Raw genomic sequence first — 24,095 nt, 5'->3', positions numbered from 1 at the left:
CTATGGCACAAATGACGATGATTCAAGCAATTACTGATGCACTACGTTGTGAATTACGTGACGATGAGAACGTTCTTGTATTTGGTGAAGACGTTGGAGTAAACGGAGGGGTATTCCGAGCAACAGAAGGCTTACAAAAAGAATTTGGCGTAGATCGAGTATTTGATACACCATTAGCTGAATCAGGAATCGGCGGCTTGGCAATCGGACTTTCTCTACAAGGATTCCGCCCTGTTCCAGAAATTCAATTTTTCGGCTTTGTTTATGAAGTAATGGACTCAATTAGCGGTCAGCTTGCACGTATGCGCTATCGTTCAGGTGGTACGTATAATGCACCTGTGACGATTCGTTCTCCTTTTGGTGGTGGCGTACATACACCAGAGATGCACTCAGATAGTTTAGAAGGGTTAATGGCACAGCAACCGGGCTTAAAAGTTGTCATTCCTTCAACACCATATGATGCGAAAGGATTGCTTATTTCTTCCATCCGAGATAATGATCCGGTTATTTTCTTAGAGCATTTAAAACTTTATCGTTCATTCCGTGAAGAGGTGCCAGAAGAATCGTACACTGTGCCAATTGGTAAAGCAGATGTAAAGCGTGAAGGAAAAGATTTATCGATTTTCGCCTACGGATTAATGGTGCATGAAAGTTTAAAAGCAGCTGAAGAATTAGAAAAAGAAGGACATTCAGTAGAAGTAGTCGATCTTCGTACAATTCAGCCATTAGATATCGAAACAATTATTGCCTCTGTTGAAAAAACAGGACGTGCAATCGTTGTACAAGAAGCGCAAAAACAAGCCGGAATTGCAGCGAATGTTGTAGCGGAAATTACAGAGCGCGCCATTTTAAGTTTAGAGGCTCCGGTATTGCGTGTAGCAGCTCCAGATACGATCTATCCATTCCCTCAAGCAGAAGGTGTTTGGTTACCTACGTATAAAGATGTTATGGAAACGGCAAAAAAAGTATTAACATTCTAATGAAGTGAGGGTGACTACTATGGCATTTAATTTCCGTCTACCGGATATCGGAGAAGGTATCCATGAAGGTGAAATCGTAAAATGGTTCGTCAAAGCAGGCGATCTTGTTAAAGAAGATGATATTTTATGTGAAGTACAAAATGATAAAGCAGTCGTTGAAATTCCATCTCCAGTAGAAGGAACTGTTGAAGAAGTACTAGTGCAAGAAGGGGCAGTTGCTGTTGTTGGTGACGTATTAATTCGGTTGGATGCACCGGGCTATGAAGACTTAAAATTAAAAGGCGACGAGCACGCGGAAGCGAAAACAGAGGCCCAAGTACAAGCGACTGCAGAAGCAGGACAAGTAGTTGAAAAAGCACCTGTAGAAGCACCTACGGAAAAAACGTCGAAAGAACCGCAATTAGCTGATCATATTGACATAAATGCACGCGTTATTGCAATGCCATCTGTACGTAAATTTGCACGTGACAATGATGTTGATATTCGTGAAGTCATCGGTTCAGGTAAAAATGGTCGTATTTTAAGAGAAGACGTGGAAAACTTCTTGAGTGGTGGTCAAAAAGTTGAGGAAGCAACAACTGGAGAAACGGTTGTAGCTGACATGAACGAGGCAATAGAAGTACCTAATGCAGCACCTGTTATTAATTTAGAAGGTGAATTCCCTGAAACTCGTGAGAAGATGTCAGGAATGCGCAAGGCGATTGCCAAAGCGATGGTACATTCAAAGCAAACTGCGCCACATGTTACTCTAATGGACGAAGTAGATGTTACGGCATTAGTCGCGCATCGTAAAAAATTCAAAGATATCGCAGCAGAAAAAGGCGTGAAATTAACGTACTTACCATATGTAGTTAAAGCGTTAGTATCAACATTACGTGAATTCCCTGAATTCAACCGTTCACTAGATGATGCAACTCAAGAAATTATTCAAAAACATTACTATAATATCGGCATTGCAGCAGATACTGAAAAAGGACTTCTTGTTCCAGTAATTAAACATGCAGACCGAAAATCAGTATTTACTATTTCAGCTGAAATTAATGAGCTGGCAACAAAAGCGCGTGATGGCAAATTAGCACAGAATGAAATGAAGGGTGGCTCAATGTCGATTACGAATATCGGATCGGCTGGAGGACAATGGTTTACACCAGTAATTAATCATCCAGAAGTAGCGATATTAGGAATTGGTCGTATTTCAGAGAAACCAGTAATAAAAAATGGTGAAATTGTAGCTGCACCTGTGTTAGCATTATCATTGAGCTTTGACCATCGCATGATCGATGGGGCCACTGCGCAAAATGCGTTGAATCATTTAAAACGATTGCTAAGTGAGCCAGACTTATTATTAATGGAGGCGTAGATAATGGTAGTAGGAGATTTCCCAATCGAGCTTGATACTCTAGTAGTAGGAGCGGGCCCTGGTGGCTATGTAGCAGCAATTCGCGCAGCACAAACAGGACAAAAAGTAACAGTTGTAGAAAAAGGCCAATTAGGTGGCGTTTGCTTAAACGTTGGCTGTATTCCTTCAAAAGCTTTAATTTCAGTAGGACACCGTTTCGAACAAGCGAAACATTCAGATGACATGGGGGTAGTTGCATCTGATGTGAAACTTGATTGGGCAAAAGCACAAGAATTTAAAAACGGCGTTGTAAAAAAATTAGTAGGCGGCGTTGAAGGATTATTAAAAGGTAATAAAATTGATGTATTAAAAGGCGAGGCATATTTTGTTGATGCTAACACTGTTCGTGTAATTAACGAAGATTCAGCTCAAACATATACGTTCAAAAATGCGATTTTAGCAACAGGCTCTCGACCAGTTGAAATTCCGACTTTTAAATTTACAAACCGTGTAATTAATTCTACTGGTGCACTTTCTTTACCAGAAGTGCCAGAAAAATTAGTTGTAATCGGTGGTGGGTATATCGGAACTGAATTAGGTTCTGCATATGCTAACTTAGGTTCACAAGTAACGATTATCGAAGGCGGTAAGGATATTTTAGCTGGATTCGAAAAACAAATGACTCAAATCGTTAAAAAAGGCCTGAAAAAGAAAGGCGTCGAAATCGTTGTTAATGCATCTGCAAAAGGTGTTGAAGAAAACGAAAACGGCGTAGTAGTTTCATATGAAGTAGGCGGAGAAGAGAAAACGGTTGAAGCGAACTACGTTTTAGTAACAGTAGGTCGTCGTCCAAACACAGACGAAATGGGTCTTGAAGAAATTGGTATTCAATATGCTGAACGCGGTTTACTTGCAGTAGACAAACAATGCCGTACTTCAGTGCCGAATATTTATGCTATCGGCGATATCGTTTCAGGTCCACAACTTGCTCATAAAGCATCTTACGAAGGTAAAGTAGCAGCGGAAGCAATCGCTGGTGAAAAATCAATCGTAGACTATCTTGCAATTCCAGCTGTATGCTTCACCGATCCAGAAATGGCTACTGTAGGTTACAACGAGGAACAAGCAAAAGCAGAAGGTTTAGAAGTAACTGCTGCGAAGTTCCCATTTGCTGCAAACGGCCGTGCATTAGCGTTAAACGCAACAGATGGTTTCGTGAAACTTGTTGCACGTAAAGAAGACGGTCTGTTAGTAGGTGCTCAAATCGTTGGTGCTGGTGCATCTGATATGATCGCTGAAATGGGTCTTGCAATCGAAGCGGGTATGACTGCAGAAGATATCGCATTAACAATTCACGCTCACCCAACTTTAGGTGAAATTACAATGGAAGCTGCCGAAGTATTACTTGGCAACCCAATCCATATTGTAACGAAATAATAATAATTTCTCCCTTACCTATTTCGGTAAGGGAGTTTTTTATTATTGGAAATTGATATATTGATTAATTGGTATATATAGCAAAAATTAAATAGTGGAATTTTATGAAGCAACAGACGATTGCAACGATGGCGTTGAAAAACGATTTTGAGTGCCAGCTTTTTGGTTCTTCGTCAAATGTTGTGTACTAACTTTGAAATTTATTGCACCCTTTTTGAATATGGGTGTTGATTTCCACTCTGGTTCGGATGCTTTCCTGGGGGCACGGGTCCAACAAAATTGTTTCGTATGGGACCGAAACAATTGGGTTTTTCGCACTTGCGACTGTCGCTAAGCTTGCGCCGCAATAAACAGTGCTTATCCCTAGGGAGTCGTTGCCCTTCATTTCAATCGACGCGTCCTTAATCAAGATGAACGAACCCACTTTGAAATAGTTCAACTATTGGAGACAAAAAAATGTGCATTCGCACTTATCACAAGACTTTAGTGATATGCGAATGCACATTTTTATTATTGTTTAAGGAACACAGGATTTTTTAGTCCGTTATGACGAGCGATTTGGTATGCATATAGTAAACCGATTATTAAAGTAGCTGATAAGCCGATAATCATGGATAAACCATATTCTAAACCAAATCCTTCAGGAGCTACCATTAAGTATGTGAATACAACAGCCGTCATAAACATTGCTGGTAGACCTGAAATCCAGTGGAATTTGCCTTCTTTTAGTAAGTAAGAAGTAGCAACCCATAGCATAACCGTAGCAACCATTTGGTTAGTCATCCCTACATAACGCCATAGGAATTGATAGTCGATTGTTGTTAAGTAGAATGCAGGAATGGTAACTGCTATTGTTGCTAAAATTGCTACTGTTTTCTGATTCCCTTTGATGCGTGATCCTAAGAAATCAAGCACAATCATACGGGCTGAACGAAGCGATGTATCACCTGTAGTAATAGGTAAGATGATTACACTTAAAACTGCTAATACGCCACCAACTGTCCCTAGTAGCCCAATCGCAATTTGGTCTACTACACCACCAGCACCTACTGCTGTAATGACAGTTCCAAGTTCACTTGTGCCACCAAAGAAGCTCATTCCAGCTGTACACCAGATTAGAGCAATAATACCTTCACCAATCATTGCACCATAAAATACTTTACGTCCCTCTGATTCTTTTTTAAGTGTACGAGAGATAATTGGACTTTGTGTAGAGTGGAAGCCAGAAATCGCACCACAAGAAATAGTAATCATTAATAATGGCCAAACTGGTAAATCACCCGGATGTAAATTGGCAAATGTTAATTCTGGGATATTAATATCTGAGAATAATAAAGATATAAAAATTGCACTAGCCATAATTAATAAAACAGCCCCGAATAACGGATAAATACGGCCGATAATTTTATTAATTGGTAAAATCGCTGCTAATAAAAAGTAGAAGAAAATAATGACGATTGCCACCATAAATGTAATGCCTGTTTTTGCTGAAATAACAGCAGCAGGACCAGCCGTAAATGCAGCGGCTACTAAAATCATTAAAATAACAGATACGATATCTGTAAATACGCGCATAATTTTACCTAAATACTTTTGAACAAGTGCAGGGAATTGTGCACCACCATGACGAAGTGATAGCATACCTGCAAAATAATCGTGAACTCCACCTGCAAAAATACAGCCTAATACAATCCAAACCATGGCCACTGGACCATATAACGCACCGGCAATGGCACCATAAATTGGACCAAGCCCTGCAATATTTAATAATTGAATTGTCCAGCCCTTCCAAGCGGGCATCGGAATATAATCGAGGTTATCTGTTTTTGTAAAAGCGGGTGTTGCTGTTGCATCATTTATGACAAACACCTTTTCTACAAACTTACCATAAACAAAATAACCACCAAATAAAAGAATGACAGAACCTAATAGTGTAAACATAAAAACTCTCCTAATATAATTTCATTTTTTCGACAAATTGAATTATATAATGCAAAAACTATTTTGACAAACTATTTTTAGAAAATTTGTTATATTTAAATTATTAAATTAAACAGAAATGTTTTGTGTAATCGATTACATCTTGCGGATTAGAGTATTTATGCTTGAAATTCTTAAATAAAATTTATTTGAAAAATGGTGTTTTGAGCTGTATGACTGCTCTAAGGCCATGAGTAAAGATTTAGGACAAAATACTATTCATGTGAATGCGATATAAAAGAAAAGTTACAACAATCTCATTTTGAGTACTTAATAAATAATTATGAGCTTAAGCAATGAATTATTGACTGAATTTTCGTATAATAAATCTATTAACATGAAAATAGTAAGCTAGGAGGCAATGGGAATGGAATTGGGGTTAAAAGGAAAAGTTGCGATTATATCAGGTGCTAGTAAAGGAATTGGATATTATACAGCGCTACAATTAGCAAAAGAAGGCGCAGCAGTAGCATTATGTGCGCGTGGAGAAAAACAATTAGAAGTAGCTGCAGCCTCTATAAAAGAAGCAACAGGTGCAGATGTGTTAATCGTACCAGCTGATATGGCGAAAGAAAAGGATTGTAAAGAGCTGATTAATAAAACAATCGAGCATTTCGGACGCATCGATATATTAGTAAATAATGCCGGGACTTCAGCTGCCCATTCTTTTGAACAAGTTAATAGCGAGCTTTGGCAAAGTGACTTAGACTTAAAACTACTTGGTGCAATCCATTGTTCAAAAGCTGCGATACCACATTTAAAAGCGGTAGGTGGCGGTTCTATTATAAACGTAACAGCTGTATTGGCAAAAACACCACCTACATCTTCATTGCCAACAACAGTGAGCCGTGCAGCAGGACTGGCGTTAACGAAAGCGATGAGTAAAGATTTAGGTAAGTACAATATTCGTGTCAACGCTGTATGCATCGGATTGATTAGGAGCGATCAAATTGAAAAACGCTGGAAAGATCAAGCGCCGGAATTAACGTGGGACGAATATTCGAAAAATATTGGGGAGTCAATCCCGCTTGGCCGTATTGGTAATACAGAAGAAGCGGCAAATGTTATTACGTTTTTAGCATCTTCTGCATCGTCATATGTAACAGGTACGTCGATTAATATTGATGGTGGTTCAGGTGGCACGATATAATCTGTGAGGCAAACTCAGCGATGGGTTTGCTTTTTTGTAATAAATTACATATGTTTTTGAAAAAGCGTGGAATTCTACATTTAGAATAGCAAGATGCAATAGACAGAGAATTTTGGAAGTCGTACAATGAAAAAAGAAAGGGGGATTACTGATGCAAATTATAAGAACGATTGCGCAAATTTGTATTTTAATAATTTATTATTATATAGGAGTACTCATAGTTGAGCTTACAGGCATCTTTATCCCTGCAAGTATTATTGGGCTTATATTATTGTGGATATCACTTTATTTCAAACTGGTTAATGTACAATATATTCAAGAAGGAGCAACGTTTTTATTAACGTACTTAACACTTTTTTTTATTCCTTCTACAGTTGCAGTGATAAATTATCCAGAGTTGTTGTCTAGTGCAGGAATATTTTTAATTATAGCAGTAATTATTAGTACATTATTTACGATAATTGTGACAGGGAAATGGAGTCAATGGATCGAAAAGAAAGAAAATACGGTGAAGGAGGGAGAATTAGTTGCTACAAATTCTTCAAGCGTCTCTCGCCATCATTAGTACAGTTTTATTATTTGTTGTTTTACAAAAGGTGTATTTAAAGTTTAGTAATCCGTTGTTATTGCCTATTTTAACAACTACTATTGTGTTGGTTATTGTACTACTCGTTTTTAATATTCCATATAGTACATACATGCAAGGTGGGGACTGGATTCAAGCAATGTTAGGTCCTGCCATTGTCGCGCTTGCTTTTCCACTTTATAATCAGCGAGCACTTATTTTTAAATATAAATATGCGATTGTTTCGAGTTTACTAGTATCAATGCTTTCGGGATTAATCAGCGTCTTTTCGTTGTTGAAATTATTTGATGCATCGGATTCGTTTATTTTAACAGCATTACCGAAATCATTAACAACGCCTGTTGCAATGCAAGTTAGTGATTCAGTAGGCGGCATTGCTCCCTTATCTGCTGTATTAGTAATGGTGGCAGGATTTACAGGTGCGATATTAGGTCCGCTAATATATAAAATAGCAAAAATTGATACTGCAATTAGTAGAGGCGTGGCAATGGGAAGTGCCTCGCATGGCGTAGGGATTACAAAATTAAAAGAATTTGGCGAAGAGGATTTATCAATGGGTTCTCTATCTATGGGTTTAAGTGCTGTATTAGGTGCATTTATTTGCCCAATATTTGCAATGATTTTTATGTAATATTTCCTGGGGAATAAGCATAAGGGGGATTTTTATGAAATGGGAGACACGTGTTACAAAACTATTAAATATTGACTATCCGATTATCCAAGGAGGACTAGCATATTTAGCGTATTCAGATTTAGCTGCTGCTGTATCGAACGCAGGGGGACTTGGGCAAATTACTGCGATGAGTCTTGCAACACCTGAAGACTTAAGACGTGAAATTATTAGAGTTCGTGAATTAACCGATAAACCGTTTGGGGTAAATTATGCAATTGGTCAACATGGCAAAGGTTATGAAGAAATGGTAGAAGTAGCTGCGGAAATGGATGTGCCTGTAGTCACGATTACAGGGGGCAATCCGGCGCCGATTTTTGATATTTTAAAAGATACGAATTGTAAAAAGCTAGTGTTAGTTGCTGCACGCCGCCAAGCACAAAAGGCAGAGTCGCTTGGCGCAGATGCAGTGATGGTTGTAGGGCAAGAAGGTGGCGGTCATTTAGGGCGTGATGATGTCGGAACGATGGTGCTCGTACCCCAAGTTGTCGATCATGTATCGATACCAGTTATAGCATCAGGTGGCATTGGGGATGGGCGTGGCTGGATGGCGGCGCATGCATTAGGTGCTGAAGGGATTGAGATGGGGACACGTTTTATTGCGACGAAGGAATGTGTGCATGCATCAGCTGCCTATAAGAAGGCAATACTAAATAGCGCGGAATATGATACAACAGTTATTAAACGTTCAATCGGCGCACCTGCAAGAGTATTGCGTAATAATTTTACGGAACAAATTTTACAAGTCGAAAATGAGACACCAACATATGAAGCACTAAAAACAATGATTAGTGGTACAGCAAATAAGCGCTTTATTTACGATGGGGATGCGCAGGCTGGCTTTGGCTGGGCGGGACAAGTTGCTGGTTTAATAACAGACGAGCCAACTGTTGCTCAGTTAATTGAGCGAATGGTTGCAGAGGCAGCAGCAATCCGTTTAAAATGGGGAGAATAACAAAAAGGTAGGGAACAGCATGGAATATTCATATCCATTATCAACAGATTGGACAACACAAGAAATGGTCGATGTTGTCAAATTCTTTGAAGTTGTTGAGGCAGCATATGAGAAGGGGATAAAACGCGAAGATGTAATGGCGAAATATCGTCGATTTAAAGAAATTGTACCTTCACAAGCCCAGGAAAAGACAATTTTTCGAGATTTTGAACGAGCAAGCGGCTATGTAAGCTATAAAGTAGTGAAGCAAGCTAAGGAATTAGCGGATGGACAAATTATTCGTATGCGTTAAATGAAAGAGGCATCATTTTTCCAATGAGAAAAATGATGTTTTTTTATGTTGAAAATTGATTTCCGTTCCGTGGACATTTTCCTAAAACACTGCTCGAGCCTGTTATATGTTACTCGTGCGACTGTCGTTCCACTTTTGTCACACAAAAAATTGTGACTGCTGCTACGCTTTCGTCACAGGTAATAATTTGCTGTTCCCCAAGGAGTCGTCCCGTTCACTCCAATCAAAGAGCATTGAATTTTTAGTATAGATAGTTCGTGCTTTTCATAAAAACCAAGCTTATGTCCCGGCCTCTTTTGCATTAATTAAGTTTTTACAATGTCCTTAATGTGCTGTTCCACAATTTCGGCTAGCGCATATACTGTATCAAAGCTATCGCTAGGAAACTCACTTATCGCAAATGCCACGCCGAGATCATTACCAATTTCAAAGAATGTTTCACCATCTGCACTTAGTGATAGGAAAGCACACGTTACATTAGCTAGCTCCTCATATTGTTGTACGTAAACTTTATTACGGTCTAAATCTACCGGTTGGCTATGAACTGTAAATAATACATAGCTTGCCTGCAGGGCTTGCGCTAGCAGCCAGTCAAACGCACGACGTACACGTTCCTCATACACACGTACAACCGCCGGATGTGTGTTCCACTTTTTCACTGAATCACTTCAATATCGTTTCCTTCGATTAGTGTTGCAACTTCATCATGGAATGCAACAGCATCTGTTTGCGGGAAAATAGGATTAATGGGCAATGTTACTATTGTTGTAAAATCATTCGCGGGCATCCTAGTCTTTGAAAGATACCCTAATATTTCGAATAACTTTGGTGGTACATGGCGTCCTTTTAAAATGTGGTCGAAGTAAATAGGTACATCATCAATTGATTATGGTGAACCGTAGGAAAAATGAATAATTCCGATTATGAAAAATTCACCTTTTAACATATTTAGTAATAATGATTATAAAAAATACCAAAATGTAAATAATTATCTATGTAGATATAAAAAAAGACTAACAAACAAGACGAAATATGGTATGTTTGTTAGCCATTTGTGCATATTAATAATACAGTATCGTTATTTTCCGATTATTACGTTATAAATCGGAAGTAGAGCTTCGAATGTTTCTTCAGCAAATGCCATGAATTCTTGAGCTGACATTGCTGTTGCTTCTTCAATGCTTAAATGACGACCAACTAAAAATTCACCTTTTTTGACATCACGTAAGCGTGTAATTAATTTTTCAAGCTTTTCCTCACGAGCCTCACCTAAATTGCTGGCATCCGGTGCCATGTGATCACCTGATACGACAAATTCATCTGATAACGTGTCAAACAGCTGTAAATTTACAAGTAAGCGTTCGGCCATCTGTGCTTTTTGAGGGGCCTCGTAAATAATTGCGGCAACGATAAATAAATGCGTCCCCCATAGCCCAATTTGGAAATGAGGGAGTGATTTATAACCACGTTTATATGGTGCAAATGCAACCCAAGAATCTTTTGGAGGATTTACCGTTCTGCGTGCATGTTTTGCGATATGTGGGAAAAATTCATCCCCTGTTTTTGCGCTGAAATATGTAGAGAACGTTTCACCTATTATATGGAATTTAGGGCGGACAATAGTAGTTAATGCTGCCATCCGTTCATCTAAACCGTTTATTTGGAAAACATTGAAATCTTCCGTAGTCCATTGAACATTTTGCATTTTTAATAACTCCTTTCGAATTATAGGTTTATTTTATTAACTTTTTGGGAAAAAATCAGATAACAGAAACTTTCAAGGATGACAAAAGTTTTTTATAAAACACTAAGGACGTGATGAATATGAAACAGATGATTAAGATTATACGCAAGGTAGATATTGAAAAGCAATACGAACACATTTTACGTTTAGAGCTCGATTATGAGTTAGCTTCGCTGTTTGAGGCAATGAAGGAAGACAATGTAGCAGATATGGAAAAATCCAAAAAACGTTTAAAAGAGATTCAGGAAGAATTGGATAGCTTACATGCATATGCATAACAAAATATTCAAACCTAATTAAAAAATCACTTGCTGGATATTCGGACAGCAGGTGATTTTTGTTATACTACTACTATACAGAATTTTAATCCGTTCTTTTAATACATAGCTAGCATGTGGAAGGTGGCGTAAGTACATGGATTTACAGCAATTAGATCAATTTGCTAAAAAAATGATTTTTGAAGCAGGGCAGCGCATTAGAGATTCTTTTTCTTACGATTTAGAAATTGAAACAAAGTCGAATGCCAATGATTTAGTAACAAATATTGATCGTGAAACGGAACTTTTTTTCATAGAAAAAATTAAAATATTCGACCCAACTCATAAAATTCTTGGTGAGGAAGGAATGGGAGAAAATGTTGAATCACTAGAGGGCGTTGTATGGATTATCGACCCAATCGATGGCACGATGAATTTTGTAAAACAACATCGCCATTTTATGATTACAATTGGTTTGTTTGTGGATGGTATTGGCAAGCTAGGTTACATATTTGATGTAATGCGAGAAGATTTGTTTTACGCAATTGCAGGTGTTGGTGCATGGTATAATGATTCCCCGTTACGTAAATTGCAGCCGTTGAAAATCGAGGAAGCGGTTATTGGTATTAATGCTACATGGGTAACACCAAATAAAAAAGTCAATCATGAAAAACTAATTGAGTTAATTCATACAGTGCGTGGTACGAGATCTTATGGTTCTGCGGCAATGGAAATCGCATTTGTTGTAAGTGGCAAACTAGATGCGTATATTTCAATGCGTTTAGCACCGTGGGATATTGGTGGCGGTACAATTATCGCGCAGGAAGTAGGGGCAATTGCGACGAATTTACAAGGAAAGACATTGGATTTTTTATCAACGGATACGTTTATTATTGCTAATCCATCTATTCATCAGTTGATTTTAGAAGATTATATTCAAGAGAAAAATGAGTAGTGATTTAGTCTGCTGAGAAACACTTGCATACTCACTCACGCTAAGCTTGTGCGTTTCTAAGTGCTTTTACTCAGTCAAAATTAGTTATTTAAAAACCCTAGAAAAGTCGGATATTTGACTTTTTTAGGGTTTTTATGAGTAAAATAAATTTCTGCTATTCTTTTTACAGTATTCCTTGCTCTCTAAATTTACGTTTTGTTTTAAATGCCGTCATAAAGATGAAGCACATAGCGATAATAGAAACAATGATACCAATATAGCCAACCGTATCGTACTCTGTACCTATTATACCAACTAATGCAACAGAGAAACCAATGCCCACCATAGATAAAATAGCTGCTAGAGCATAGATAAACATAACAATTTTCGCTTTATTCAATGCAGTTCGCTCCTTATAAATTATAGTAAAATATGTGATGAAACTATGAACTTGAATCTCTTAGAAAAGACAATTAATCTTTCTTGTGCTATAATAACACAGTTAAACTTATGAAAAAAGAATATGGAGTGGAATAATGACAAATTTACGTCAAGATTTACGTAACATCGCAATTATCGCGCACGTTGACCATGGTAAAACTACACTAGTAGACCAATTATTAAAACAATCGGGTACATTCCGTTCAAATGAGCAAGTTGAAGAGCGCGCAATGGACTCGAATGATATCGAACGTGAACGTGGGATTACAATCCTTGCTAAAAATACAGCTGTTGACTATAACGGCACACGCATAAATATTTTAGATACACCAGGACACGCAGACTTCGGTGGTGAAGTTGAACGTATTTTAAAAATGGTAGACGGCGTTGTATTAGTAGTTGATGCATATGAAGGTTGTATGCCGCAAACACGCTTCGTACTAAAAAAAGCGTTAGAACAAAACTTAACACCAATCGTTGTTGTTAACAAAGTCGATAAAGATTCAGCTCGTCCTGAAGAAGTTGTGGATGAAGTGTTAGAGCTTCTTATCGAGCTTGATGCTAATGACGATCAATTAGATTTCCAAGTAGTATATGCTTCTGGTGTAAATGGTACAGCATCATTAGATCCAAACCCAGCAAACCAAGAAGAAGATATGAAATGCTTATTTGAGAAAATCATTGAGCGCATCCCAGCACCAGTAGATAACTCAGAAGATCCATTACAGTTCCAAGTAGCATTACTTGATTATAATGATTTCGTTGGACGTATCGGTATCGGTCGTGTATTCCGCGGAACGATTTCTGTAGGGCAGCAAGTAGCATTAATGAAACTAGACGGCACAGTTAAACAATTCCGTGTAACGAAAATTTTCGGTTTCTTCGGTTTAAAACGTCAAGAAATCCAAACTGCAAAAGCGGGTGATTTAATCGCTGTTTCAGGTATGGAAGCTATTAACGTAGGGGAAACGGTTTGTCCTATTGAGCATCAAGAGGCTTTAACGCCATTACGCATCGACGAACCAACGCTACAAATGACATTTTTAGTAAATAACTCTCCTTTCGCTGGTCGTGAAGGGAAATGGGTAACTTCTTCTAAAATTGAAGAGCGCCTACGTGCACAATTACAAACAGACGTATCGCTTCGTGTAGAAGATACAGATTCACCAGATGCGTGGACTGTATCAGGTCGTGGTGAGCTTCACTTATCGATCTTAATCGAAAATATGCGTCGTGAAGGCTTTGAATTACAAGTGTCTAAACCACAAGTTATTATTCGTGAAATCGACGGTGTAAAATGTGAGCCAATCGAGCGTGTACAAGTTGACGTACCAGAAGATTGTGTAGGTTCTATAATTGAATCTATGGGTAGCCGTAAAGGTGAAATGCTTGATATGATTAATAACGGAAACGGACAAGTACGTATTATTTTCAACGTACCAGCACGTGGCTTAATCGGTTATTCAACTGAATTCATGTCATTAACAAAAGGTTTCGGTATTATTAACCATACATTCGATTCTTATCAACCAGTTGTAGCTGGTCGCGTTGGTGGACGTCACCAAGGTGTATTAGTATCAATGGAAAACGGTAAATCAACAACTTATGGTATGATGGGTGTTGAAGACCGTGGTACACTATTCGTAGAACCAGGTACTGAAGTATACGAAGGTATGATCGTTGGTGAAAATACTCGTGAGAATGACATTACAGTTAATATCACGAAAATGAAACAAAAAACAAATATTCGTTCTGCTAACAAAGACCAAACAAACGTGATTAAAAAACCTCGTATTATGACACTTGAAGAAGCATTAGAGTATTTAAGTGATGACGAGTACTTAGAAGTAACTCCAGAGTCAATCCGTTTACGTAAGCAAATTTTAGATAAAAACGAACGTGAACGTATGGCGAAAAAGAAAAAATACGCTGAACAAGAAAACTAAAAGCGTATTGGGGAGAGGATGAGAAGTGTTGAATATACCAATGTTCGCACTGAATTTTATTCAAACATCTGCACCTGTAAATGCAGGAGAAAATGATTTTGTATTTGGGCGTATGTCAGGTATAACTCGCTTCTTATATGAAAATTTACCGAGCTATGAAATGGCTGGGTATGCCACATTTTTCTTTGTATTCGTTTTATCAGCCATTGTTTATAAACTTGGCTTCGCAAAAAAATTACCGTTAGCTAAAAATATTGTTATTTATGCATTCCTATTTTTCGGGTGTATGATTTTAACGTTTTTAGCGCTGTTTTTACCAATGATTGAAGGGTTGATTGTCGCGGCCTTAATTTTAATTACGTACAAAACACGTTTATGGCGTGAAAAGCGTGAACAAGCGATAAGTAAATAAAAAGCTGCCGCATTGCATTGTAAGATGTAATGCGGCAGTTTTTTTAGTTTTTAGAGAAGATGACTAGGCATTATCGCCAGCCGTTAGTGCCGCTTTTAAAGGGATTTTTGGGATATGGTCAATAGAATTCAAAATAAGGTCAATAGAATTCAAAATAAGGTCAATAGAATTCGAAATAAGGTCAATAGAATTCGAAATATGGTCAATAGAATCAAAAATTTGGTCAACAACTCAGCAAAATAGGAAACCACTATTTGGGAAGTGAATAGTGGTTTATTTCTTGTTTTCTTAGATGAAGGATCAATAAACCATGTTACACAAATAATCAGTTTATCACCTTTTCGAATTTATTTGCGATGAAAGAGCAGCGACAGGAGCAGTTGGGCGCTCCAGGGAGGCAATTGAAGAAGGACTCACACTTTTTTTCATAAGTGCATAACCTACTCTAGGCGTAATACCAGTTTTTAAGGAGGAAAGGGAATGAAAAGGATGGGAAAATCTAGTTTCATTATTGTTTTATCGTGTTTAGTACTCCTCCTTCTTGGAGCATGTGGAAAAGAAGATTTAACAGAAGTACGTGTTGGAGAAGTGACACGCTCTATTTTCTATGCACCACTATACGTAGCAATTGAAGAAGGATTCTTTGAGGACGAAGGATTAAAAGTAGATTTAAAAACGATACCTGGTGGGGATAAAACAATGACAGCGTTGTTATCGGATGGTATTGATGTAGCGCTTGTAGGCTCAGAAACATCAATTTATGTAACAGCACAAGGTGCAAACGATCCGATTAAAAACTTCGCACAATTAACACAAACAGATGGTACATTCCTAGTGGCACGTGAAAAAATTGAGAATTTCTCTTGGGATATGTTAAAGGGCTCTACTTTCCTTGGTCAACGGAAAGGTGGAATGCCTCAAATGGCAGGGGAGTTCGTATTAAAGAAACATGATATTAATCCACAAACTGATCTTGAATTAATTCAAAATATTGATTTCGCTAATATTTCAACAGCATTTGCGTCAGGCACAGGTGATTTTGTGCAATTATTCGAACCAACTGCAAGTATATTTGAACAAGAAGGAATTGGGCATATTGTTGCATCCTTTGGAACAGAATCTGGCCATTTACCATACACATCATTTATGACAAAAGCTAGTTTTATTGAAAGTGATCCAGAAACAGTAGAAAAGTTCACAAGTGCAATTAAAAAAGCGCAAGACTGGGTGTATGCGAAGAGTGCTGATGATGTTGCAAAGTCGATTTCACCATATTTTGAAAATACAGATGTGAAGCTAATTGCAAAAGTTGTTGAGCGTTATCGTTCACAAGAGTCTTATGCAAAAAATCCAATATTAGACGAAGAAGAATGGAATAATTTACAAGATGTAATGGATGCAGCTGGAGAACTTCCGAAAAGAATGGATTACTTCGATCTAGTTGACACTTCATTTGCTGAGAAAGTATCGAAGTAGTATGGGTTTTCTAAGTGTCAGCAATGTTCATCATACGTATTTTTCAAGTGAGGCCGCAACAGATGCCCTACAAGATATTCATTTCTCGGTTGAAAAAGGAGAGTTTGTTTCAATTTTAGGGGCAAGTGGCTGCGGAAAATCGACACTGTTATCGATTATTGCAGGGTTGCTTACGCCTACGATGGGCACTGTTACAATTGATGGGCAACCTGTTATAGACAATGAGCAGTTATCAATTGGCTATATGCTGCAGCAAGATTATTTATTTCCGTGGAAAACAATTGAAGAAAATGTTACTCTCGGTTTAACGATTTTACAAAAAAAAGATGAACAATCACGAGAGATAGCAATCCAATTACTGCAAGATGTTGGTTTACCACACGTTGAGAAGAAATTTCCAAGAGAGCTTTCTGGCGGGATGCGACAACGTGTTGCACTTGCTAGAACACTTGCAGTTGATCCGAAAATTCTTTTGCTAGATGAGCCTTTTTCTGCACTAGACTATAAATCGAAGCTCACGCTGGAAGATTTAGTATCAAAAATGTTGAAAGATTACAGTAAAACAGCCGTTCTCGTCACACATGATATCGGCGAAGCAATTGCTATGAGTGATCGTATTTTCTTATTATCAGCTAAGCCTGGTAAACTATATAAAACATTTGAAGTACCACAAGAGTTAATAGAGTTACCACCATTTGAAACACGTTCACATGCGAGCTATTCTACGCTATTCCAATTAATTTGGAAGGAGCTGGAAAGTCTTGAGCACGAAAATACTTTATGAGAATTATAAAAAATCGCTCATTAATGAAAAAAGAAAGATTCGTTTTTTTCAGTTGTTAATTTTAGTTGTATTTATTAGTTTGTGGGAAATAGCTTCTCGTTCAAAATGGATTGACCCACTTATTTTTAGTTCCCCGCAAAAAATATGGAGTTTATTTATTGAAAAAATACAGGACGGAACATTAATAATGCATGCTAATGCCACGCTCTTTGAAACCGTGTTAGGGTTTATTATCGGCACAATGCTCGGGACGATATTGGCAGCGATTCTATGGTGGTCGCCATTCTTTTCGAAAGTAGTAGATCCATATCTTGTTGTATTAAACGCGATGCCGAAAGTGGCGCTTGGACCGATATTAATCGTAGTTATGGGACCAGGAATGACGTCAATTATTACGATGGGGGCAATCATTTCTGTCATCATCTCGACTATTGTCATTTACACTGCATTTAGAGAAGTAGACCCGAATTATTTGAAAGTGTTGCAAACATTTAATGCGACGCGCTTCCAAATGTTTAAAGAGGCCATTTTACCAGCTTCCTTTCCAACTATTATTTCGACGCTAAAAGTGAATGTAGGCTTATCTTGGGTTGGGGTCATTGTAGGGGAATTTCTCGTTTCCTCGAAAGGGCTTGGCTATTTAATAATATATGGATTCCAAGTGTTTAATTTCAACCTCGTATTAATGTCGCTTATGATTATCGCGATATTTGCAACGATTATGTACCAATTAGTGGAGCTGCTAGAAAGAAAGTTAGTAAAAACGAGATAAGAGGCTGTCCAACAAGTCAAATTTACGACTTGTGGACGCCTCTTTTAAAATTCTTCGTCAATTTTTGAAGAAGTGCGGAAAAAATGGAATTTCCCTGTTGAGAGTCTTTTTTCAGTATTCTCCGCTATGCGTGTATTACACGGCTCACACATATACGTATGAATAGGACGATTACGAAGCTTTTTTGCTAGTGGCAAATCGTCTTCAAGTTGCTGAATCGTATCACAAATGACACATTTAACACGCATACCAATACCTCCTATTGAACGCGAATTGCAACAACATTTTTAATCGGGTTTTCAATATTAGAGCCATCTGCGAACAAAATATGCACAGGACCACCTTCTGTTAACGGTTTACCATCTTGGCTATATTTTAAAATAAGTGTTTTCGCTTCTTCTATTGGAAATGCATATTCCTCATCGTTTTGGCACTCGAAAACTACTTCTGTCGCTTCTTTTTTTATTTGCGCGTTATTTAAAAATGATTTAATTTCAATACCGAAAGTACCGGTCATCATCCCTTTACGGTCAAATTTGCGCTCTGTTTTTAGTGTTGGGGGGAAAGTAGCCCCTTCCATAATTTCACGTGACCAGTGAGCACCCATATCTCTTAAATATTTTTCATCGTCCTCATCAGCTAGCTTTGATGTAAAATACGTATTTAAATCGAGTTTACGATCATCGAAAATCCAAACAGTTGGATCTAATGTTATTGTGTATGAAACAGCACCTTTAATCGGAATAATACTTTCCATAATCGTGAAATCCTCCTTCAATTTGTAACCATTTATAGTATACCGCTTTTTCTTGTCATTAATAAAGAAATATAATCGAAAACACTCGAATTCATATATATGCACTTGCATTTTTACTCACTAAAAGATAAACTTTATTAAGATAGAATCCAAGAAATATCAAATAATGGGGGCGTCCTCATGGATACGAAATCACAAGCTTCCTTCCAGGAAAAAGCGATAGAGTTACTGCACGCAGACGCAGGGAAAATTGCTCGCTTAATTAAAGTTCAAATGGATCATTTAACAATGCCGCAATGTCCATTATACGAAGAAGTATTAGATACACAAATGTTTGGCCTATCACGAGAAATTGACTTTGCAGTTAAGCTAGGTTTAATTGAACGTGAGAAAGGGAAGGAAATTCTTGATTCGCTAGAAAAAGAATTATCTCTTCTGCACGATTCGTATACAGAAAAATAAAAAAACTCAAACGCCATGCGCGATTTGAGTTTTTTTTCTAAATGAGGTATGTAACTAATGAAAAAATATCTATCAACCTATTTCCGAAATTTTGACTATCCCTTGTTTATTACATATGTTTTGTTGTGTTTGTTCGGCCTTGTCATGATATATAGCGCAAGTATGATGGTTGCTATTCAAGAAGGTAAGCCACCCGATAGTTATTACAATAAGCAACTGATGAATTTAGTTGTAGCCTCCGTTGCATTCTTAATAGGTGCATTTTTCCCATATAAACATTATAGCAATAAGTGGATACTCTTTATTTTAATGGTCATTATGGCGATACTGCTCATATGGGTTACTTTTTTTGGTGTTGGTCGTGAAACAACAGGTTCACAAAGTTGGATAAGCATTTTTGGACTTACTATGTTCCAACCATCGGAATTTGCAAAACTATTTGTTATTATTTATTTTTCCGGATCGTTATATAAAAAGAGTTTAAAAGAGAACTCAATCCAAGATGTTCGCCCGAATGACATATGGCCACCAATATTAATATGGTTACTCATTCTATTTAGTGTAGGATTGGAAACAGATTTAGGGGCAATAATTATTATTGGTGTAATAGCGATGTCTCTTCTTTTATTAAGTGGTATTAGAGGGAAAACATTATTAAAATTTTCAGCTGTACTTGGTTTTTTTGGTTCTATTGTTGTCGGTTTTGTCTTGTTACTAAAATTCGACTCCATTTTCAACGAAAGTCGTTTAGGCCGCTTCAAAGTTTTGAAAAATCCATTCGAATATGCAGATGGCTCAGGCTACCAAATTATTAACGGCTACTATGCAATTGGTGGTGGTGGATTAGAAGGGCGTGGTCTAGGTCAATCGATTCAAAAGTTAGGCTATTTACCAGAGCCGCAAACTGACTTTATTATGGCAATTGTCGCTGAAGAACTTGGTGTGTTAGGTGTAATCATCGTGTTAGGTGGAATAGGCTATATCGTGCTACGTGCTTTTTGGATTGCCATGACAACACAAGATCCCCTTGCACGTATGCTAGCAGGTGGTATTGGTGTGTGGATTGGATTCCAAACTTGCCTTAATATAGCGGGACTTACAGGGGTTGCTCCTTTAACAGGTGTGACACTACCGTTTATTAGTTATGGCGGTACATCCATTCTTTTGTTATCTTTAGCTATGGGAATACTTATCAACGTTTCCATGTATTACAAATTTGATAAGCGTAAGCAATCTTAGGAGGTTTTGAGGGAAATGAAAACTATTAACAAGATTTTAGTAGCGAACCGAGGGGAAATCGCAATTAGAATTTTTCGTGCTTGTAACGAGTTGAAAATTCAAACTGTTGCTATATATTCACGTGAAGATAGCGGCGCTTATCATCGATATAAAGCAGATGAAGCATATATCGTAGGTGTTGGAAAAAAGCCAATCGATGCTTATTTAGATATTGAAGATATTATAGCAATCGCCAAAGATGCAAATGTGGACGCAATTCACCCAGGCTATGGATTTTTATCAGAAAATGTGGAATTTGCTAGACGTTGTGAAGAAGAAGGCATTGTGTTTATCGGGCCAACATCAAAACATTTAGATATGTTCGGCGATAAAGTAAAGGCACGAGAACAAGCTGTACTTGCTAATATTCCAGTTATCCCCGGTACTGATGGTCCAGTAGCGAATATTACTGAAGTAGAAGCTTTTGGAGATAAACACGGCTATCCAATTATGATTAAAGCGGCACTTGGTGGTGGTGGACGCGGCATGCGCATGGTGCAGGCGAAGGAAGAACTAGCATCAGCATATGAGCGCGCAAAATCTGAAGCAAAAGCAGCGTTCGGTTCTGATGAGGTATATGTGGAAAAATGTATCGTCAAACCGAAGCATATTGAAGTGCAAATTTTAGGTGATACAACTGGCGAAATTGTTCATTTATATGAACGTGACTGTTCGATTCAACGCCGTCACCAAAAAGTGGTAGAAATTGCGCCATCTAATTCAATCTCAGCTAATTTGCGTCAACGAATTTGCGATGCAGCAGTGAAATTAATGCGCAATGTAAATTATATTAACGCGGGTACTGTAGAGTTTTTAGTTGCTGGGGACGATTTTTATTTCATCGAGGTCAACCCACGAATTCAAGTTGAGCATACGATTACAGAAATGATAACAGGTATTGATATCGTTCATGCGCAAATTAAAGTAGCAGAAGGGCATACATTGCACGGTGAAAGAATTGGAATCCCTTCTCAAGATCAAATTCCACTATTCGGCTATGCGATTCAATCACGTGTCACAACAGAAGATCCGACAAATGATTTTATGCCAGATACAGGCAAGCTAATGGTATACCGTTCAAGTGGAGGATTTGGTGTACGTCTAGATGCAGGGAATGGTTTCCAAGGGGCAATTGTGACACCATATTACGATTCGCTGCTTGTGAAAATTTCGACATGGGGCATGACGTTTGCTGAAGCGGCAGCGAAAATGGATCGAAACTTACGAGAATTCCGTATTCGGGGTGTAAAAACAAATATCCCGTTTTTAGGAAATGTTGTTATACATGAAAAGTTTTTAAATGGCCAATTTGATACAAGTTTTATTGATACAACACCAGAATTATTCGAATTTCCAGAAAGAAAAGATCGTGGTACAAAGCTGTTAACTTATATTGGAAATGTAACGTTAAACGGTTTCCCTGGTGTAGAAAAAGGCTCAAAACCAATTTTTGCCCAGCCAAATAAGCCGAAAATCGATTTGCTAACATCACCAACACCAGGTACAAAACAAATTTTAGATGAGCGAGGCGCGGATGGCTTAGTTAAGTGGATTAAAGAGCAGCAAGATGTCCTGTTAACTGATACAACATTCCGTGATGCACACCAATCACTTCTTGCAACACGTGTGCGTTCTCAAGATATGTTCCAAATAGCGGGTGAAACAGCCCGTATGATGCACAATTATTTCTCACTTGAAATGTGGGGAGGCGCAACCTTTGATGTTGCTTATCGTTTCTTGAAAGAAGATCCATGGGCACGATTAGAAGCACTTCGCCAGCAAGTACCGAATGTTTTATTCCAAATGCTACTGCGCGGTGCAAATGCAGTTGGCTACACGAATTATCCAGATAATTTAATTCGGGAGTTCATTAAAGAATCGGCTGCATCTGGCATTGATGTTTTCCGAATTTTTGATAGCTTAAACTGGATTAAAGGAATGGAAGTAGCTATCGATGAAGCACGTAATACAGGTAAAATTGCTGAGGCAGCTATTTGCTACACAGGTGATATTTTTGATGAATCACGTGCAAAATATACGGTGCAATATTATAAAGACATGGCACGCGAGCTAGAGGCGGTAGGGGCGCATATTTTAGCGATAAAAGATATGGCTGGCTTACTAAAACCAGAGGCCGCATATCGATTAATTTCAGAGCTAAAGGATGCAACAAGTTTACCAATCCATCTCCATACGCATGACACGAGTGGCAACGGGATTTATTTATATGCCAAAGCAATTGATGCGGGTGTAGATATTATTGATACATCATTAGGAGCGATGGCAGGCTTAACTTCTCAGCCGAGCGCAAACTCACTTTACTATGCAATGAAAGGTAGTAAACGTGAAGTTCGTGCCGATATCGAATCATTGGAGAAGCTATCATACTATTGGGAAGATGTACGTAAATATTACTCAAATTTTGAAAGTGGCATGATTAGTCCGCATTCAGAAATTTATGTCCATGAAATGCCGGGTGGACAATATAGCAATCTTCAACAGCAAGCTAAAGCAGTAGGGCTTGGTGACCGCTGGGATGAAGTGAAGAAAATGTATTCGATTGTGAATTTAATGTTTGGTGATATCGTAAAAGTTACACCATCCTCAAAAGTAGTAGGGGATATGGCATTATTCATGGTGCAAAATGATTTAACTGAGGAAAATGTATTAGAGCGTGGGAAAAGCATCGACTTCCCAGATTCCGTAATAGAATTTTTCCAAGGTTATTTAGGTCAACCACATGGAGGATTCCCAAAAGATTTACAACAAGTAGTATTAAAAGAGCGTGAAGCGATTTCTGTACGCCCTGGTGAATTACTAGCACCTGTTGATTTTGAAAAATTAACAGTAGAACTAGCAGAAAAAGTAGGCCGCCCTGTGACGAATAAAGATGTGTTAGCGTATGCGCTGTATCCGAAAGTATTTGAAGAATATGCAAAAACACACGCATCATTTGGAGATATTTCGGTGCTTGATACACCTACATTCTTATATGGTCTAAAGCTTGGTGAAGAAATAGAAGTAGAAATCGAAAAAGGGAAAACTTTAATTATCAAACTAGTATCGATTGGTGAACCACAGCATGATGGTACACGAGTGCTTTACTTCGAGCTAAACGGACAGTCTCGTGAGATTGTAATACAAGATTTAACGGCTGATGTAGACGGCAATATTGCTTTAAAAGCAGATCCTGCAAATCCAAATCAAATTGGAGCAACGATGCCTGGAACAGTGCTAAAAGTTGTCGTATCAAAAGGTAGCCCTGTAAAACGTGGTGATCACTTGCTTATAACAGAAGCGATGAAAATGGAAACGACAGTACAAGCACCGAAAGACGGTATAGTAAAAGAAGTTTACGCTGGAGCTGGTGACGCAATTTCAACGGGAGATTTATTAATTGAATTAGAATAGTACAAAAAAACATCTACGTGATAAGCGTAGAT

Annotated in this window: 25 protein-coding genes; 18 read left to right on the top strand and 7 right to left on the bottom strand. The window is 38.0% G+C overall.

Annotated elements, in window-relative coordinates:
* Positions 1–2 precede the first annotated feature (2 nt).
* Genes AAFN87_RS09520 through lpdA form a run of 3 tightly spaced genes read left to right on the top strand, consistent with a single transcriptional unit; the run spans position 3 to position 3,756 of the window.
* Positions 3–980, top strand: coding sequence for an alpha-ketoacid dehydrogenase subunit beta (locus tag AAFN87_RS09520; protein ID WP_347790805.1), 978 nt, complete (start codon positions 3–5; stop codon positions 978–980).
* Between the two features lie 19 nt (positions 981–999).
* Positions 1,000–2,340, top strand: a complete 1,341-nt coding sequence (locus AAFN87_RS09515; protein ID WP_347790804.1) for a dihydrolipoamide acetyltransferase family protein — start codon at positions 1,000–1,002, stop codon at positions 2,338–2,340.
* Between the two features lie 3 nt (positions 2,341–2,343).
* Complete coding sequence (gene lpdA, locus AAFN87_RS09510; protein WP_347790803.1) at positions 2,344–3,756, top strand: dihydrolipoyl dehydrogenase; 1,413 nt, start codon at positions 2,344–2,346, stop codon at positions 3,754–3,756.
* 510 nt (positions 3,757–4,266) lie between these two features.
* Here the strand turns inward: lpdA and AAFN87_RS09505 are convergent.
* The gene (locus AAFN87_RS09505; protein WP_347790802.1) at positions 4,267–5,697 is read right to left on the bottom strand and encodes a carbon starvation CstA family protein; all 1,431 of its coding nucleotides are present in this window, start codon (positions 5,695–5,697) and stop codon (positions 4,267–4,269) included.
* 406 nt (positions 5,698–6,103) lie between these two features.
* Between AAFN87_RS09505 and AAFN87_RS09500 the strand changes: the two genes are divergently transcribed.
* The 5 genes from AAFN87_RS09500 (at position 6,104) to AAFN87_RS09480 (ending at position 9,389) form a co-directional block, all read left to right on the top strand.
* Positions 6,104–6,886, top strand: a complete 783-nt coding sequence (locus tag AAFN87_RS09500) for an SDR family NAD(P)-dependent oxidoreductase (RefSeq protein WP_347790801.1) — start codon at positions 6,104–6,106, stop codon at positions 6,884–6,886.
* Between the two features lie 151 nt (positions 6,887–7,037).
* Entirely contained in the window at positions 7,038–7,451 is a 414-nt protein-coding gene (locus AAFN87_RS09495; RefSeq protein ID WP_347790800.1) for a CidA/LrgA family protein, read from the top strand.
* Complete coding sequence (locus AAFN87_RS09490; RefSeq protein ID WP_347790799.1) at positions 7,414–8,103, top strand: LrgB family protein; 690 nt, start codon at positions 7,414–7,416, stop codon at positions 8,101–8,103. Before AAFN87_RS09495 ends, AAFN87_RS09490 begins: the two co-directional genes overlap by 38 nt.
* 34 nt (positions 8,104–8,137) lie before the next feature.
* Positions 8,138–9,097, top strand: a complete 960-nt coding sequence (locus AAFN87_RS09485; protein WP_347790798.1) for an NAD(P)H-dependent flavin oxidoreductase — start codon at positions 8,138–8,140, stop codon at positions 9,095–9,097.
* A 19-nt stretch (positions 9,098–9,116) separates the two neighbouring features.
* Positions 9,117–9,389 carry a UPF0223 family protein gene (locus tag AAFN87_RS09480; RefSeq protein WP_347790797.1) on the top strand — a complete coding sequence of 91 codons (273 nt, stop codon included), beginning with the start codon at positions 9,117–9,119 and terminating at the stop codon, positions 9,387–9,389.
* A 305-nt stretch (positions 9,390–9,694) separates the two neighbouring features.
* On the opposite strand, the gene AAFN87_RS09475 is transcribed toward AAFN87_RS09480, so the two are convergent.
* From AAFN87_RS09475 to AAFN87_RS09465, 3 genes are all read right to left on the bottom strand, one after another.
* Entirely contained in the window at positions 9,695–10,048 is a 354-nt protein-coding gene (locus tag AAFN87_RS09475) for a hypothetical protein (RefSeq protein WP_347790796.1), read from the bottom strand.
* Positions 10,045–10,176: a hypothetical protein gene (locus AAFN87_RS09470; RefSeq protein ID WP_347790795.1), complete on the bottom strand. Its 132-nt coding sequence runs from the start codon at positions 10,174–10,176 to the stop codon at positions 10,045–10,047. Before AAFN87_RS09470 ends, AAFN87_RS09475 begins: the two co-directional genes overlap by 4 nt.
* A 291-nt stretch (positions 10,177–10,467) precedes the next feature.
* Positions 10,468–11,094, bottom strand: coding sequence for a YktB family protein (locus tag AAFN87_RS09465; protein WP_347790794.1), 627 nt, complete (start codon positions 11,092–11,094; stop codon positions 10,468–10,470).
* 119 nt (positions 11,095–11,213) lie between these two features.
* Here AAFN87_RS09465 and AAFN87_RS09460 point away from each other — a divergent pair, with 119 nt between their 5' ends.
* On the top strand, positions 11,214–11,411 hold the full coding sequence (locus AAFN87_RS09460) for a hypothetical protein (protein WP_347790793.1): 198 nt from the start codon (positions 11,214–11,216) through the stop codon (positions 11,409–11,411).
* Positions 11,412–11,547: 136 nt separating this feature from the next.
* Complete coding sequence (locus AAFN87_RS09455; protein ID WP_347790792.1) at positions 11,548–12,345, top strand: inositol monophosphatase family protein; 798 nt, start codon at positions 11,548–11,550, stop codon at positions 12,343–12,345.
* Between the two features lie 163 nt (positions 12,346–12,508).
* Here the strand turns inward: AAFN87_RS09455 and AAFN87_RS09450 are convergent, their stop codons facing one another.
* Positions 12,509–12,724 (bottom strand): DUF5325 family protein, encoded by a 216-nt coding sequence (locus AAFN87_RS09450; protein ID WP_347790791.1) that lies wholly within the window; start codon positions 12,722–12,724, stop codon positions 12,509–12,511.
* Between the two features lie 136 nt (positions 12,725–12,860).
* On the opposite strand from AAFN87_RS09450, the gene typA reads away from it, so the two are divergent.
* The 5 genes from typA (at position 12,861) to AAFN87_RS09425 (ending at position 18,155) form a co-directional block, all read left to right on the top strand.
* Positions 12,861–14,711 (top strand): translational GTPase TypA, encoded by a 1,851-nt coding sequence (gene typA / locus AAFN87_RS09445; protein WP_347790790.1) that lies wholly within the window; start codon positions 12,861–12,863, stop codon positions 14,709–14,711.
* Positions 14,712–14,751: 40 nt separating this feature from the next.
* Entirely contained in the window at positions 14,752–15,123 is a 372-nt protein-coding gene (locus AAFN87_RS09440) for a YlaH-like family protein (protein ID WP_347790843.1), read from the top strand.
* Positions 15,124–15,603: 480 nt separating this feature from the next.
* Complete coding sequence (locus AAFN87_RS09435; RefSeq protein WP_347790789.1) at positions 15,604–16,599, top strand: ABC transporter substrate-binding protein; 996 nt, start codon at positions 15,604–15,606, stop codon at positions 16,597–16,599.
* Position 16,600: 1 nt separating this feature from the next.
* Positions 16,601–17,383 (top strand): ABC transporter ATP-binding protein, encoded by a 783-nt coding sequence (locus AAFN87_RS09430; RefSeq protein ID WP_347790788.1) that lies wholly within the window; start codon positions 16,601–16,603, stop codon positions 17,381–17,383.
* Entirely contained in the window at positions 17,361–18,155 is a 795-nt protein-coding gene (locus AAFN87_RS09425; RefSeq protein WP_347790787.1) for an ABC transporter permease, read from the top strand. The genes AAFN87_RS09430 and AAFN87_RS09425 overlap by 23 nt, the downstream gene beginning before the upstream one ends.
* 44 nt (positions 18,156–18,199) lie before the next feature.
* Here the strand turns inward: AAFN87_RS09425 and AAFN87_RS09420 are convergent, their stop codons facing one another.
* Positions 18,200–18,403 (bottom strand): YlaI family protein, encoded by a 204-nt coding sequence (locus tag AAFN87_RS09420; RefSeq protein WP_347790786.1) that lies wholly within the window; start codon positions 18,401–18,403, stop codon positions 18,200–18,202.
* 11 nt (positions 18,404–18,414) lie between these two features.
* Positions 18,415–18,912, bottom strand: a complete 498-nt coding sequence (locus AAFN87_RS09415; protein ID WP_347790785.1) for a molybdopterin-binding protein — start codon at positions 18,910–18,912, stop codon at positions 18,415–18,417.
* Between the two features lie 180 nt (positions 18,913–19,092).
* On the opposite strand from AAFN87_RS09415, the gene AAFN87_RS09410 reads away from it, so the two are divergent.
* Genes AAFN87_RS09410 through pyc form a run of 3 tightly spaced genes read left to right on the top strand, consistent with a single transcriptional unit; the run spans position 19,093 to position 24,063 of the window.
* Positions 19,093–19,374, top strand: a complete 282-nt coding sequence (locus AAFN87_RS09410; protein ID WP_347790784.1) for an Fpa/YlaN family protein — start codon at positions 19,093–19,095, stop codon at positions 19,372–19,374.
* A 57-nt stretch (positions 19,375–19,431) separates the two neighbouring features.
* Positions 19,432–20,613, top strand: coding sequence for an FtsW/RodA/SpoVE family cell cycle protein (locus AAFN87_RS09405; RefSeq protein WP_347790783.1), 1,182 nt, complete (start codon positions 19,432–19,434; stop codon positions 20,611–20,613).
* Between the two features lie 15 nt (positions 20,614–20,628).
* Positions 20,629–24,063, top strand: coding sequence for a pyruvate carboxylase (pyc, locus tag AAFN87_RS09400; protein ID WP_347790782.1), 3,435 nt, complete (start codon positions 20,629–20,631; stop codon positions 24,061–24,063).
* Positions 24,064–24,095 lie beyond the last annotated feature (32 nt).

It is taken from the genome of Solibacillus sp. CAU 1738 (genome assembly GCF_039888725.1).
In the GTDB taxonomy this organism is placed as follows: Bacteria; Bacillota; Bacilli; order Bacillales_A; family Planococcaceae; genus Metasolibacillus.
The sequence above is the reverse complement of the archived record's forward strand: the minus strand, read 5'-3'. Positions and strand labels throughout refer to the sequence as shown.